This window comes from Nitrospira sp. M1 (assembly GCF_965152605.1).
The window spans coordinates 3412623-3427443 of sequence record NZ_OZ224217.1; the positions used below are offsets into that span (position 1 = coordinate 3412623).

Below are 14821 nucleotides of genomic sequence, written 5' to 3' on the forward strand. Positions count from 1 at the left end.
GAGCAGAGCTTCAGCATCTTTCTTCTAACCAAAGGATAGACACCGGCATGGAACAGGATAAAACGATATTAGTTGGCGTCAGCGACATTTTCTTTTATACAAAAATCCGCGATGCCTTTTTACCGCATGGCTATACCCTTCAACGCGTCAAGAAACAGGAAGACTGGCAGGAAAAGCTTACGACATTGCAACCGCATGCCGTTATTCTCAATATGAATGATGAACGACTTGAAGCCGCAGCCGCACTTCGCCTCCTCAAAAACACAGAGCAGTTCAAGCAGATCCCCGTCCTCGCCTTTGCAAACCATGAAGAAGTGGAAACGTGGAAACAGGCGAAAGAACTCGGTATCAATAAAATCGTGTCACGTAATGAGTTCTCTGCCAGAACCTTAGCCCTATTGGAAGAATTAACGTGAATTCCATGGGTGCCCCTAGGACACGAACGCTCAACAGGCCCTCGGCTCAAGAACCTCCCTCTTGTATACGTAAATCACGAGGCAAACTAAACATTGGGATTATAGGTGTCCCTAGGACACGAACGTTCAACAGGCCCTCAGCTCAAGAACCTCCCTCTTGTATACGTAAATCACGAGGCAAACTAAACATTGGGATTATAGGTGTCCTAGCATGAAACACTCTCCACTTTTCACGCAGCATGAAACCTTAGGCGCACAGTTCCACACCAGTGGGGATTGGGAGATGCCTGAACATTACGGTAGCGCCACAGAGGAGCACATGGCCGTACGGCAAGCCGTCGGCATTGCCGATCTTTCGCTCCGCGGACTTAACCGTATTACCGGCGATGATCGCGTCACCTGGCTTCAAAATCTCATCAGTAATGATATTCGTCCCTTAACGGCCGGGCAAGGGCTGTATTCGGCCCTTATGGATCACAAGGGCAAAATGCTGTCCTACTTTCGAGTTTTGTTCCTAGAAGATTCCATCATCCTCGAAGATGCCGGTGAGGTGGGGGATATGACGTATCAGCACTTACGGAAGTTCTTGTTGTTCGGCACCAAAGCCAAAATGGAGAATTGTCTTGAGTCATGGGGAACACTGCTTATCTCCGGACCATTAGCTCCTGATCTTGTCAAGCAGGCCTTCTCGATAGACATGGCTGCATCCAAGCCCTTGGACTTGCAAGTGACAGAACTTGAAGGACAGACTGCCATATTGGTCAAAACGGAAGAAACTGGAGAGCATGACATCGAAATTCATATGCCAACTGCTGGTCTTGTCTCGGCATGGGAGCGGCTTTGGGCGGTTGGACAGCCTGTAGGGCTTCGCGCGATTGGGCAGACGGCTCTTGAATCCTTACGACTTGAGGCTGGAATTCCTAAGATTGGCCCAGACTTAAATGAACGCATCGTCCCTCCAGAGGCCAACCTGGAGGGGAAAGCGTTTAGCCTGACAAAAGGCTGCTACCCTGGACAAGAAGTTGTGGCGCGGATGGACACGTATGGCTCAGTGAAGCGACGACTGGTTGGCTTGCTGATTGATTCAACCGATACTCACATACCAGAACATGGGGCCAAACTCTTTAGCGGTGACCGAGAGGTTGGCTGGGTCTCCAGCGCAGCCTATTCACCATTGCTCAAGAAGCCTATCGCTTTCGGATTTCCTTTACGCGATTTCACGAAAGCGGAAACCGAACTCACGGTTGCATGTGGAGAAGAACGCCACTCAGCTGTAGTTCAAACGCTCCCCTTCGCTCTGCCACAGTAAAAAGGATGAAAACATGAAGCCTGCTTCAAACGCTACGCTCCATAACATTCCTAAGCATTACGGCTGTATACGTCACACGCGTTACGAGCTTTTGTCAGGATGACGGCGAGATGACACCGCATCAGCCATCGCAAGCAGTCCAGGTCGTTGTTCATCTTGAAGCGCCAGGAGGATATGTGCTTCATCTCCATGCATCAAGCGTAAACTCAAAAAGGCATCCTGTGTTTTGTTTTCCGTATTATCCCATGTACCATCAATCAGTTGAATTTTATCTAAATCACCACATGAAAAGATGTCATACCGGAAATATGAATCACCAATGACCATATCGAATAAGACCTGACCGGATGTCATCACCACCACATTAAATCGACCCTGATCTTCATAGCCTTCCGGCAAAAACTGATTAATATGAAGCAATTCGACTGATCGTCCACCTAAGGCTTTTTCAATTTTCCCTTCCAAGGCCTCATAATCTACCTGTAATGGCCGTTCATCTTGATCAGTCGCGCCAAGGGCAGCTTCCCTTGTTTTTTCGAACACATCTTTAGCTTTCAACACAAGACACTCTCCTTTCACCTAACAATATTCCTTGAATTTTTACCCGAACAACTAGGACCCTACGATACCTTCGGTCAGGAAGGATTGCAAGGGAAACCCGCGATCACCTGATTCGATGTGATTCATGAGACCTAAAGCACCGGCCTTAAACCGCTACCCCCATTGCATTCCATGTCGCGGGTTCGGCATACTCGGCATAATCTCACGTTGATATTTTTCAGGGAGTCTTCTCATGAGTTCAGAACCATGTTTCATTCATTCCTGTTCCCTCTCCTATTATGCCCCAGCCGGGACACGAGCGCTCTGCAAAAAACACTTTTTAGAGTTCAGCGCTTGGCGAAGAAAAAAAGGTGGGGCCGCCATGTTCAAAAAATACAGCGCAATGACCATGGATGAACGTGATCCAACTGTGGAGGAATGGGGGAAAACGGTTACGGTGAAAGATTAAGACCTATCCAGCTTAATCCCTAACTCATTATTCAATTTAGAAGAAATCTCCTTTACAAATAAGGATATCCTCACTCGTGAAAAACATCGCCTCAAAGTCACAACAACAACTCGCACAGGTCTTCTATTGGGCAAGAGTGTTCATACTCTGTACTTCCCTCTGCATGTTATTACCAGGAGCAAGCCCATCAGTCGCAATGGCTGACACTGGAGAAAAAGCCTCTGAAGTTGGACTCGGCCTTGCGAGCTTTGTCACGACGCTACCCTATGGTGCCGTTAAAATTGCGTATGCCGGACTCGGAGCCATCATCGGAGGATTCACATACCTCCTGACAGCGGGAGATTTCGATTCAGCAAATGTGATATGGGAAAAATCTTTACTTGGTCATTATGTCATTACCCCTGATCATTTAACTGGAAACACGCCGGTTAAGTTTGTTGGTCCCTAAGCGGAAAACCGCATCTCGTCGCTCGTGAAACGTATTTCGTAAAAATCAGAAAGGCTTAGTACTCGAAAAACGAAATACAAGCGACGAGCGACACCCGTCGTATTATTCCATTAAGGGAGATCCATGATGATGGATGATCTTCCAGGACTCACCGATCCGCTCATATAAATTCGTCGCGACAACCACGCTATTCTGGTCTACATCACCCACACGACTGGTAATATTTTCAGTACAAATAACCCATGCAACATCCGCCGCAACTTGAACCTGGAGTTCCGTTAACTGAAACTTCATGGAAAAGGTATTATTAAAAATCACCACCCAAGAATCACGAACCGCCGGCCATCCCACCCGAATACTCCATCCCGGATGAATACAGGTCACATATTCTTGATGAGCCCAGATTGTATCCATGGCCGCAATGTCAAGGTTTTCGAATGCCTGATAAAAGAACTCATTGGCTTGGGTCACTTCTTCGATACGTTGTTCTAACATTAGACGACTCCTCTCATAACACCATAATCATACGATAGACCGATCATGCTTGTCTCGATGATTGTCGGTTGACCAACCACACTCCAAGCAAGATGAACCCAATCCCCAAAACATCTCCCCAGCCGATGGATTCCTCAAGAATGAAAAAAGACAATAGCAGCGCGGATACTGGGATGAGATTTACAAAAATACCCGCCCGTGACGGACCAACCCCCTCGACGCCATAGAGCCACGCTTGCTGTCCAAGAGCCGTCGCAAACACCACAACATAAAACAGCGCCATCCAACCGGACAACGGCACAACATCAATCCCGCTGGCCAACACGTGTTGATTAAGAAACAGGAGTGGAATCTGAAGAACAATTGAGCACAATAATGTCGTCCAGTTCACCATGAGTGAAGAAAACCGCTCCATGACCCGTCGACTGCCTATCGTATAGAGGGCCCAACTCACCAATGACAGAAAGATGGCCCCACCTCCTAACAGAGGATTCCCTCCCACATTGGACTGTCCATTCATCCCAGATACAAACAAGACGCCCACAAACGAAACCGCACAGCCAACCCAAACCTGGCGAAAAGGGTGATCATGAATAAGAATCGATGACAAAAACGCGGTAATGGTAGGACTCGCACCAATGATAATGCCTGCCGCACCGGCTCCGATGAACTGAAGTCCAAACAACATTAACAAGTGATTCGCTAAAACCGCGACTCCCAGTAAGGCGAACACACCAACATCTCGAAGTGAGAATGCCACCACGCCTTCACGCCACAGCCACAGGGGAATCAAAATAAGGAGAGCCCCCAGTCCGCGAAACACCGAGACTTCAACGGGAGAAAATGGTCCAAGCGCCACTTTTTGGGCCACAACAGACCCCCCCCACACAATGGCCGCAGTGGTCAACGCCGCATAAGCGGCTGAAGGTGTACGTGCCGACATGATTGTGACGTTAGACAGTCAACGGAGTACGTCCAATGAAATGCAGAAACGGAATGAATACGACGAAGGCCTTCCTGATGACGAAAGGCCTGCTATAACAGCCGTGGAATATTCCGTCAAGATGTTTTGAAGCGCTTACGCAGACAACCCCATGCGTATCACGACAAACACCGAGACGCCTGAGAAGAGATTGATTCATCCTGTTTCCTCTCATACAATGGCCAAGTGCGCGAGGTACTGTACGCCACGCTGGCTCCTTATCCCTGACGTTCTCCATCGAAACATTTGCTCATGTCCAACGACGATCTCAACGTGAACCATGATGGTTCCTGGCGCCACCCTAAACAAAGTATGACTTTGCCTCCACATGTCGTACACATATGGAAAGTGGGATTAACACCTCAAGAACATCAACTTCCCGAGCTACAACGCTTGCTCTCGACGGATGAAATCGAACGTGCTCAACGGCTGAAATTCCAAGAACATCGCCACGCGTTTATCGCCGCGCGTAGCGCACTGAGGCTGATCATCAGCCGCTATCTACAGGTTGAAGCTTCGTCGCTGGTGTTTTCCCACGGTCCACAGGGAAAACCTTTCCTGAAACAACCAGCCCAGGACCCGCCTCTCTTCTTTAATCTCAGCCATACACAACACTTCGCGCTCTATGCCTTTGCCCTAAACCAAGAAGTCGGAATCGATCTTGAATACGCACATCGAACATTGAGTTATCAATCGCTTATCGAACGAATTTGCTCGGAACAAGAAAAAGCGATCATTTCGGCCATGTCACAGTCTGAACAAAAACAGAGTTTTCTTACCTGTTGGACCAGGAAAGAGGCGTACGTAAAAGCCACAGGAAAAGGGCTCTCGTTTCCGTTACAAGACATTACGGTCTCTCTTCCACCAGTCCCAACGGCTTTGCTCAAAGTCTCAGGGCATGATGAAGAGCCATCACGATGGACTATGCACGAAATTCAGGTAGACCGAGACCATGTCGCCGCACTCGTTGTCGCCGGGCAGAACTGGAAACCCGCGTTCTGGGAGTGGTCATGGACACAGTAAGCAACGCGTTCAAAGCAAAGTCACACCTTACGGCTACAGCGTAGAAGGCCAATTCATGGCTCATGCTACGGCCCAAAGGACTTAGCAATTTAGGTCTTCTGCGCCGTTGACGTGTATAAAATCATAGCGGTAGAATGAGGCTCGTTTGGATATTGTTTACAATTCCCCACAAGGGGATTCCATTGAAATTTCTTTTTAAGGACATTTCCGATTTATTGGTTCTGAAGGAGGGTCTATGTCACTGCTGATTACTGAAGAATGCATCAATTGCGGGGCATGTTTGCCAGAATGTCCCAATGAAGCAATATTCGAAACTCGAAGCGCCGCAGAGGAAGCGGGCAATGAAGTAGGAGAAGGGCAAGGCGAAGGGGACACGGTCTATGTCATCACGCACGAACGATGTACCGAATGCGTGGGTCATTTTGACGAGCCTCAATGTGCCGCTGTCTGTCCTGTCGACGATTGCTGCATCTCTGATCCAGAAATTCCTGAAACCACAGAAGTCTTACTGGAAAAAGCACGCACATTGAATCCGGATAAAGAAATCGATCCGGAAAAAGTGTGGAGTGGTGTAAGAAATTAATCGTGTAACTTTTTCCTTTCTCGTTCAAAAAAATACCCATGCTTTCACAAAAGAAAGCATGGGTATTTTTTCATCAAAAGACTCGCCTGTCACACACTACCGCCCATCATCAAAGTAAAGACAGAGTACAAAACCCAGAGGCGAGAGAAGAAATCCAGATTTTGGCTTTATGAGAGTGAAGACAAGGACTCGTTCATAGAACCCGTCATTTACCCATTTGGAAGACGAATTATGCAATTTCCTGAAGTTCATTGAGTCGAACAGAAACTAACTTCGACACCCCAGGTTGCTCCATCGTGACGCCAAAGAGAGAGTCAGCCACTTCCATTGTTCGTTTATTATGCGTGACAATGAGAAATTGAGACCGTTCAGCCATTTGCGTCAAAAATTGCCCAAATCGCCCAACGTTGGCTTCATCCAGTGGTGCATCAACCTCGTCAAGCACACAAAACGGAGAAGGCTTAATAAGAAAGCTCGCAAACAATAACGCCAACACCGTCATGGTTTTTTCACCACCTGACAACATCGACAAATTTTTCAAGCGCTTGCCTGGGGGCTGCGCGATAATATCAACACCAGCGTCTCGTCTTTTTGTTTCACCTTCTTCTTCCTCCGGCTCGACAAGGACAAGCTCCGCACGCCCACCGGCAAATAAGGCTGTAAATACCTCATTAAATTTTTCCTGAATACTCTTAAAGGTTTCAGAAAATAGCTTATTGGTCGTCTGGTTCAACCGTTGGATGATTTCTTGGAGAGATTGAATCGACGTGGTTAAATCGGCTTCTTGAGTCGTGAGAAACTCACAACGCTCCAGAAGTTCTTGATGCTCGTCAATCGCCGCAAGATTAATTGGCCCCATGCGTCCTAATTTCCCGCGAATGGTTTGCAACTGCTCTTTCCACTCAGACGGACTTCCAGGAAGATTCTCTGATTCGACCTCATCCGCATCGACAGGTGATGCCGTCACAACCGGAGCTTGCAAGGTCTCTAACGCAAGTCCATAGGTTTCGGTGAGCGTCTCTTCGACCGTGGTCAATTTGGTTCGAACCTCGGCTAAACGCACCGTCACCCCGTTTCGGACTTTCAGCGTTTCAGCCAGTCGTTCTCGAACGTCTGCCACTTGGCGATCAAACAGTCGAGTCTGTTCAAGAACCTGATTATACTGGTCTTGAAATTCGGTCAGCGTCTTTTCTATACCGTCCTTTTTATCTTGCGCCTTCTCAAACATCTCTTCCAAACGCACACGTTCATCACGACTTTGACGAGTCTGGATAAAAAGTTGTTCGAGTTGGTGATCTAATTCTTGGATTCTTGTGGTCCTGGCAACTTCTTCCTGCTGCAGACGAGAGAGATCACTTTGTTCATGTGCGCATTGAGCTTGAAAAGTCCTCAGACTCATCTGCGTTTCGGTCATGAATGTCTGTAACTCTCTCACTTTGGCTTCCACGCTCGCAAAGTCCTGAGACACATGCTCAAGATCTTGTTCGCGTTCGGTTTGAGTCGCCTCAAGTTGAGTCAATTGCCCTTGAAGTAGCGTTGACTCTTCCTGCAGTTTTGCAACTTCCCCCTCTTCCGACAGTTGCTCATGCTGTATTGTCTCAAGACGACGGAGTATCTCAGGAAGCGCGCTCGCTCGAACGCCTTCTTCCTTTTCCAAGGACAGATGTCGCACCTCGGTCTCCCGAATCGATTGATGAAGACTTTGAAGCTGAGACTGAGTCAATTCAAGGTCATGAGCAACGGCATCTCGATCCGTTTGGTCTTTCTCGATACTCGCCCCTAATTCCTTCGCTTTCGCTTCCAGACGGAGAATTTCACCTCGTCGGCGCAACACCCCACCAGACTCTCCCACCACACCACCCGTCATAACACCAGACGGCTGAATCGTTTCACCATCTGCTGTGACAAGCAACGGCCCTCTTCCCTCGAACCACTGATGTTTTTCCATGATATGCACGCCAGCTTCGAGTGACTCCACCACATAGACATTCTCCAAAAACAGCATCGTGGCCCGTTGAAGTTCTTGTGGAGTTTTGACAAAACTGATAGCTGTCCCCCAAATGGCAGTCTCATCAAGCAGCGCGTGCTCCCATCCTGCCTCATCACGTGACCGAGGTGGCAAGAGATCAACAGGCACAAAGCTTCCACGACCCAGCGATTGCTCCTTGAGCGTGGTGATAGCCCGAATCGCATCTTCAGGGCGTTCGACGACCCATGCTTTTATACGGTCACCTAATGCCGCTTCAATGGCTTTCTCAACATGCTCCTGAACGTCCATACGTTCAGCAAAGACTTCCTTGACTTCCCGACAAGCTCCCCGAATCGACGTCTCTTCAATCTCACCAGTCGCACTATAGCCAAATTCTTCGTGAAGCACCGCACGAAGAGCACGAAGCTCGGATTCGATTCCCGCCAAACTCGTCCGCCCTTCTATGAGGCGGCCATCAAGAGCCTTTTGATTTTCCGACAACGTTTGGACAGACGCTTCGGCCTCTTCACGTTTGACCCGCAACTGTTCAAGGGATTCCGCTAATGCCTCACGCTGCTGACGCAACACTTCACCTTCCGAAGACAAGCGAGTCTGCTGGGCTTCGAACTCCGCACGTTCCAGCAGCAAACGCTCCAATCGACGCGCAAGACCGGACCGTCTTTCCTCAAAACTCTCCAAACGGTTTTCAATGTTTGATTTCTTCACCGTGAGATCCAGCAGTGTTTTTCGAAGACGCTCAAGTTCCTCACTCGCGACTGCCCGCTTCTGCATCAATTCTGTCTGCTGCTGCTCTCCATCAATGACCGATTGTTCCAACGATTCAATTTGCCCCTGCATATGTGAAATCCGTTCCACAATCGATTCCGTCAATCCTTGCGATTGATCCGCATCCTCCTTGACCCGCGTCCGCTCTCTCATAGCCTGCTCATGCTGTTCCTCATAATGCGCAAGCTGGTTCCGAAGAACCTCGATAGAGGTTAAGGAATGAGCCATGGCTTGCTCAACTTCTCTCAGTTGTTCACGACTTAAGGTGACGGACTCTCCGGTTTTCGCTAATTCCAACTTGATGACTTCCTGCTCTGCCAATATCCGCTTTTCTTCAGTGATCTGCCCCAGTTCCAGCGTCTCGGACTCTTCTAACTCTTGAAGAATCGCTCGCTGGCTATCGCGTAACTGTTCGTACTCCCATCGAAGAAGCTGGATTTCAAGGGCTTTTGCTTCACTCTGCAGTTCTTGATAATTTCGCGCCTGCCTGGCCTGACGCTCCAACGACCGAAGCTGACGCTGCACTTCGGTCAGAATATCCCGAACTCGAAACAGGTTTTGTTCTGTAGAATCTAATTTCCGCAGAGCCTCGGCCTTTTGCTTTTTATAGCGAATGATACCGGCCGTCTCTTCGATAAATTCCCGGCGTTCTAATGGCGACGCACTCAGCAATTGATCGATATTACCCTGCTCAATGACCGTATGACCTTTTGTCCCGGCTCGAGAGGCCCACAAGAGGCTTCGGATATCTTTAAGCCGGCATGGAATTTTGTTAATCGAGTATTCACTGTCGCCATCTCTATACAGTCGCCGGGTTATCATGATTTCCGTAGATTGCGCCAATGCATCCCCCAACGCCGATAATGCTTCGAGCTCTTGCTCCGTCACCCCTCCAAAAATCGTCGAGACTTCGGCCATGCCCATCGGCTTGCGGACTTCCGTTCCATTGAAGATGACATCTTCCATTTTCTCCGTTCTGAGAGATTTTGGACTTTGCTCACCAAGTGACCAAAGCAACGCATCCACAATATTACTTTTCCCTGTACCATTAGGCCCGACAATCGCCGTGACGCCCTGGGGAAATTCGATTTTGGCTTCGGCAAAGGATTTAAACCCTTCGACAATCAAAGTCTGGAGATGCATGCTATTCCTCCATAGATGTGGAGATTAAGAGTATTAGAGTGATATAGCCGATTCTATTAACTTCAGCACCTTGAAGTATCTGATACCGCAGTGCAAGTGACTTGGACACCTGTAATTGGAACATCCAAAGGCATGAGAGTCCAACAAATGCTAAATACTGAACAGATCACGGTTAAAGGAACTATCGTGTACAAGGGTCCAACTGGAACGTATTGTGATTCGCTATATTCGTACAGATCTACCACAGTATTTTCGTAAAATCAAAAAAACCACCAAATAAAGTAGTGTAATACCACCATTCACGCCACATATTGTGGGCAAGATGGGGATAACTGCAGACTACTTCATAGTTCTGCTCCCACGGTATGCCGTGGGAATCGAAAGAAAAATCAGGAAGGAAGGACAAGTTTGAAAGGATAGAGGAAAAAGCGAAATCAAGGGGGCCTGTCCATGCTTATTGAAATGCCATGGCTGACAAATCTCATCTTTTCAGCTCAAAGCAATGCCCAATTATATGGTTTTTTAACTTTTCATGAAGACCTATTCATCTGGGAAGTCGTTAAGTCAGAAAAGCTTTTGCTCAAGAACTTTATATATTTCCCTTCCTTTCTACATCGTAGGCATATCTTCTTTCTCCTAGGTTTTTGTCTTCTGCCGGGTTTCGTCCCGGCAGCCGAGGCCCTTTTGTTTCGGCAAAAGGACCCAAAACCATGGACGGCCCAGGCCAGGCTCATCGGATGAGATGAACCCCGGTTGGTGGGGCGGGCAAACTCGCTGCACTCAAACAAGCCCGCCCAGCATGAGAGGTGTTCACCCAGCGGACTGGCCTGCAGGCGTCAAATCATAGGTACTGAGAAAAAGTTAAAATACTATAGTTCTAAGGCTAGAGTTCAGCGATGCGAGAACAATCCAACTTTGAAAGGAAGATCTGGGATTCGGGTAAACGCCTTATCATTGGTCACAAACCAGTCAACCTGTTCCATCGCGGCGGTTGCCAAATGCAGGGAATCAGGAGTTCGAAGAGATGATTTGGCCCGAATCCGTGAGGCGTTATAGGCAATGCTTGCGGTGACTTCAATAAGCTCGAGATGTGGGAAGTGAGAAACCAATCTGAAGACTTCCTGGGCACTCGACAAATCTTCAGCACGAAAGGCTGGTACAAGCAGTTCAGTCAAAACCAATGTTGAGGCCACAGCCTCAATCGTTCCCTTTTCGATACGTTCGAACAAATCTTTGGCAGACTTATAATGGGTAGGGTGTCGCTCAAGAAAGTAAATAAAGGCAACCGTATCAAGCGCGATTCGACTTCCTGCCGGAATTCGGTTCAACGCTCCTCATCCCATTGCTCCCGATTAGCCTCCAACTCACGCGCATATCCTTTCCATAGGGTGGAAGGAACCTTCTCAAGAGCTTCCACATAGGATTTGGGAGCTTTCCGAATAACGGCCTGATCGCCCTCCACTTGTACATCAATTTGATCGCCAGGCTTGATATCCAATTGCTTTCGAACGGCAGCCGGTAAAACGAGTTGATGCTTAGAGCTCAAGGTTGCATCAGGCATAATCACTCCCCTGGGAAAGACATTTAATCGCTTTACTTTATGGTAAAGCGATTTGGATATACTGTCAAGGTACATCATTGATTAGGGATTTAAAGTCCAACTGAACGAAAACGTACGTTAAGACCGTTCTTCCATCTCGGATTGCCGTTTCAGCGGTCTGAGTTCTCCCTTCATCACGATTTCTGCCAATGTAAATGAGTAATCGCCTCATCAAGAATGCCATTATTTGTTGGAATTATTTATATCTTTCACAGAAACTGGTAAAGACAGAGGAAGAGGAAAATGGATTGACAAACACTTTCAAGAAATCCCATGGCCGTTTGCGTACCTTTGTTGGGCTAGCCCCACTCAATAGGTAAACATCGCTGTCAAGAATTGCCTATCGCAGTATCTTTTTTCACCTTATAAAAAGGACGGGCCGTTCGCTATTGCCACACTAAACCATTATTCCCTTGATCTTTTGTGCCCAGATGGCAAATCAATCTTGCGTCGAAGCTTCCCACTATCAGTATGGCCTTACACTTGCTTTAGCTTAGCAACGCGGGACAAAGAGGACTGTCTCTACAATAACCAACCACATTTGGTGGGCACGCCACCACTTACTTTGACGATGGCTTGGGGGGGGATCTCCCTCTACAGCTAAAATCACAAATGTGATGTGGGATTGGAATGATATTTCCAATGGACATACCTCAATGATAGTTGAGCTCTGCTAGCGCAAGGAATATTTGCACACGAACCATATTTGTATAGATATTGCAGGAGCACAAAATGATAGCTCTGATGCATTTGATGGAGAGAAAGCCCGTGGGTCCTTTGGATTAAAGTTTACATTACATGGTGGGTCTTATCCAGCCACATCAGCTATGCGCACCGCCTATACCATTCACGTCGATTGGGATACGAATTAAATAGATCGTTCCAAGTTGGCCGAATTGTACCTGATTCGGACAACTTGGAAAACGGGAAAGCCTGATGATCATTCGAACATCTGAACATGCGCCGCTCAAGCATGAACCGCCACAGGACCAACACCCACCTTCTTCCTCCAAGGGAACCTTCACAACTGACGTAGCCACCGATGTCGTGATTAGTCCGTCAGGCTCACACCTTGACGAGTTGTACCGGAAGGCCAGCCAGATACTTTCTGACCATCAACTCCCACGGTATCTTCCATTAGACCGACATCTTGCTATTGTCGAGAGCACTGTCCAATCCCTCGCTGAGCAAGAGCCTCTCTCTCAAGCGACGGTGAAGGAGATCCAAACAATACTCATCCAAGAGCACGTGTTGACTATTCAGAGCCGTGCCCCTGATCCTTTTGCTGCCTCAGGGAATGTCTTTGATTTCCTCACAGCAAGCGATAGGGAACGCTTGGGAGAAGCCTATGACTATGCACTTGCCAATGGGCACAATACAGAAGACGTTGGACAGGCAGGATTTTTTCTGGCCGTTCAGCGGAATCGAGAGAAAATGATAGAGCGAGGGACGATCTGGAAACATCATGAACCCACCGACAGGGCAGGAACATTTGTTCCACGTCATACCAGAGGAGTAGGAACTTCCCCTCATGCACAAACTTCTTCAAAAATAGAAGAGCCCAATGGTGTAATTCGAGAGCAATTGAAGAAGGGAACATTGTTTGTCGGAAACCCGTTCCTCCGACACTCATTGTTTCTCAATGCCGTACGAACGGTGTTGAATGAACCGCTGTCTTCAGGATGAACGCTTCCTTGAAGAATCAATATTGTTAAAGTGCTGGCGGCCTTCTTCTGATAACACTTTTCCTGCCACCCTCATTGCCCTTAGCGTACAAAACCGTTCCGTTTGACTCCAAACCCCGATTAGGAAAGAAGTCGGACTTTAAGAAAGGTTGCTGGCTTTTTTGTATTAGAGCATAATTTTGTCATACAGGAGGACACCATGGACCAAAAACGAGTTGCCTTAACCGTCTCACTCCCGCCAAAACTAGCTAGAAAATTCGAAAAAATGGCCAAAACAGAATCCAAAAACAAGAGTCAACTTTTTCGGGAGATGATTCAAACATATGAGCAACATCGTTTAGGGGAAGAGTTTTTTGAGATTCAGCGTTACGGGGTCCGGCAAGCTCAGAGAAAGGGTTTTCTCACAGAAGATGACATTGATGCGCTCGTATTCAAAGAACGCCGGTCGTGAAGGTTGTATATGATACCAATATTCACATTGTCAGGGTTTTTACAAGAACTCAACGTGTAAAGTGCGCAATGCTCAGGAAACACCAGAGAGAGGAAGTAGGACAAGGACAAAACCCAAAAAGCATGTACCGATGGGCAGCGGTAAAACGCCAGCTATGTTTGCTCTTGGGCGTCAGCCTTTGCCTTGATTGACGAGCAGTTCTCTCGGGAGCAGAAATTCAACGTCTTCTTCGACCACGGTTAATTCCTCTAATTCATCTGCGCCTAATGTCCGAAGATAATCAACGACCTCGGTCACGAGAACTTCCGGAGCGGAAGCTCCTGCAGCAATGCCAATAGCATTCGCTCCCTCTAGCCATTCAGGCTTAATGTCCTGGTAGGAATCAATCAGGTACGAAGCCTTCCCACATCGCTCGCCAAGCTCTTTGAGTCTGTTGGAATTCGAGCTGTTCGGAGACCCGATGACTAAAATGACATCGACATACTTGGCCAGTTCCTTCACAGCATTCTGCCGGTTTTGCGTGGCGTAACAAATGTCTTCCTGATGAGGCCCCTTGATGCCAGGGAACCGACGGTTCAGGGCCTGGACAATATCCCGACATTCATCGACGCTAAGTGTCGTCTGCGTGACATACGACAAATGATCCGAATTTTCGACCACGAGACTCTCGACATCCTCCACGGAGGAAACCAGATGAAACTTATCAGGAACCTGTCCAAGTGTACCAACCACTTCTGGATGTCCGGAATGCCCAATGAGAATCAGTTCGTACTGATTGGTGTAATCACGATTAACTTCATTATGCACCTTAATGACGAGAGGACAGGTGGCATCAATGATTTTGAGATTGCGTCGATTGGCTTCTTCCCACACACTTTTCTTGAGCATGAAGTTCTTACTTTCGTCCCCTTGCTCCGATTCT

The 14821-nt window shown here is 47.9% G+C and carries 15 protein-coding genes; 8 read left to right on the plus strand and 7 right to left on the minus strand.

Annotation, left to right across the window (positions count from 1 at the left end):
• Positions 1-47: 47 nt before the first annotated feature.
• Positions 48-416 carry a response regulator gene (locus tag ACWHX8_RS15335; protein ID WP_447969006.1) on the plus strand — a complete coding sequence of 123 codons (369 nt, stop codon included), beginning with the start codon at positions 48-50 and terminating at the stop codon, positions 414-416.
• 211 nt (positions 417-627) lie between these two features.
• Complete coding sequence (gene ygfZ, locus ACWHX8_RS15340; RefSeq protein WP_447969007.1) at positions 628-1725, plus strand: CAF17-like 4Fe-4S cluster assembly/insertion protein YgfZ; 1098 nt, start codon at positions 628-630, stop codon at positions 1723-1725.
• Between the two features lie 81 nt (positions 1726-1806).
• Here the strand turns inward: ygfZ and ACWHX8_RS15345 are convergent, their stop codons facing one another.
• Complete coding sequence (locus ACWHX8_RS15345) at positions 1807-2286, minus strand: hypothetical protein (protein WP_447969008.1); 480 nt, start codon at positions 2284-2286, stop codon at positions 1807-1809.
• A 232-nt stretch (positions 2287-2518) separates the two neighbouring features.
• On the opposite strand from ACWHX8_RS15345, the gene ACWHX8_RS15350 reads away from it, so the two are divergent.
• Both ACWHX8_RS15350 and ACWHX8_RS15355 read left to right on the plus strand, forming a co-directional pair.
• Positions 2519-2734: a hypothetical protein gene (locus ACWHX8_RS15350; protein WP_447969009.1), complete on the plus strand. Its 216-nt coding sequence runs from the start codon at positions 2519-2521 to the stop codon at positions 2732-2734.
• Positions 2735-2810: 76 nt separating this feature from the next.
• Positions 2811-3182, plus strand: a complete 372-nt coding sequence (locus tag ACWHX8_RS15355) for a hypothetical protein (protein WP_447969010.1) — start codon at positions 2811-2813, stop codon at positions 3180-3182.
• A gap of 102 nt (positions 3183-3284) precedes the next feature.
• Here ACWHX8_RS15355 and ACWHX8_RS15360 read toward each other — a convergent pair whose 3' ends face one another.
• Both ACWHX8_RS15360 and ACWHX8_RS15365 read right to left on the minus strand, forming a co-directional pair.
• Positions 3285-3677: a nuclear transport factor 2 family protein gene (locus tag ACWHX8_RS15360; protein WP_447969011.1), complete on the minus strand. Its 393-nt coding sequence runs from the start codon at positions 3675-3677 to the stop codon at positions 3285-3287.
• 43 nt (positions 3678-3720) lie between these two features.
• Positions 3721-4620: a DMT family transporter gene (locus ACWHX8_RS15365; RefSeq protein WP_447969012.1), complete on the minus strand. Its 900-nt coding sequence runs from the start codon at positions 4618-4620 to the stop codon at positions 3721-3723.
• Positions 4621-4911: 291 nt separating this feature from the next.
• Here ACWHX8_RS15365 and ACWHX8_RS15370 point away from each other — a divergent pair, with 291 nt between their 5' ends.
• Together ACWHX8_RS15370 and ACWHX8_RS15375 are read left to right on the plus strand one after the other, a co-directional pair.
• Entirely contained in the window at positions 4912-5682 is a 771-nt protein-coding gene (locus ACWHX8_RS15370; RefSeq protein ID WP_447969013.1) for a 4'-phosphopantetheinyl transferase family protein, read from the plus strand.
• A 235-nt stretch (positions 5683-5917) separates the two neighbouring features.
• Positions 5918-6265, plus strand: coding sequence for a 4Fe-4S dicluster domain-containing protein (locus ACWHX8_RS15375; protein ID WP_447969014.1), 348 nt, complete (start codon positions 5918-5920; stop codon positions 6263-6265).
• A 229-nt stretch (positions 6266-6494) separates the two neighbouring features.
• Here ACWHX8_RS15375 and smc read toward each other — a convergent pair whose 3' ends face one another.
• From smc to ACWHX8_RS15390, 3 genes are all read right to left on the minus strand, one after another.
• Entirely contained in the window at positions 6495-10163 is a 3669-nt protein-coding gene (smc, locus tag ACWHX8_RS15380; RefSeq protein WP_447969015.1) for a chromosome segregation protein SMC, read from the minus strand.
• An 890-nt stretch (positions 10164-11053) separates the two neighbouring features.
• Positions 11054-11491 carry a type II toxin-antitoxin system VapC family toxin gene (locus ACWHX8_RS15385; protein ID WP_447969016.1) on the minus strand — a complete coding sequence of 146 codons (438 nt, stop codon included), beginning with the start codon at positions 11489-11491 and terminating at the stop codon, positions 11054-11056.
• Positions 11488-11724, minus strand: coding sequence for an AbrB/MazE/SpoVT family DNA-binding domain-containing protein (locus tag ACWHX8_RS15390; RefSeq protein WP_447969017.1), 237 nt, complete (start codon positions 11722-11724; stop codon positions 11488-11490). The genes ACWHX8_RS15385 and ACWHX8_RS15390 overlap by 4 nt, the downstream gene beginning before the upstream one ends.
• A gap of 975 nt (positions 11725-12699) precedes the next feature.
• Between ACWHX8_RS15390 and ACWHX8_RS15395 the strand changes: the two genes are divergently transcribed.
• Both ACWHX8_RS15395 and ACWHX8_RS15400 read left to right on the plus strand, forming a co-directional pair.
• A complete protein-coding gene (locus ACWHX8_RS15395) occupies positions 12700-13449 on the plus strand; it encodes a hypothetical protein (protein WP_447969018.1) in 750 nt (249 codons plus the stop codon).
• A 198-nt stretch (positions 13450-13647) separates the two neighbouring features.
• The gene (locus ACWHX8_RS15400) at positions 13648-13899 is read left to right on the plus strand and encodes a ribbon-helix-helix protein, CopG family (protein WP_447969019.1); all 252 of its coding nucleotides are present in this window, start codon (positions 13648-13650) and stop codon (positions 13897-13899) included.
• Positions 13900-14070: 171 nt separating this feature from the next.
• Here ACWHX8_RS15400 and ispH read toward each other — a convergent pair whose 3' ends face one another.
• Positions 14071-14787 carry a 4-hydroxy-3-methylbut-2-enyl diphosphate reductase gene (gene ispH, locus ACWHX8_RS15405; protein ID WP_447969020.1) on the minus strand — a complete coding sequence of 239 codons (717 nt, stop codon included), beginning with the start codon at positions 14785-14787 and terminating at the stop codon, positions 14071-14073.
• Positions 14788-14821: the final 34 nt, after the last annotated feature.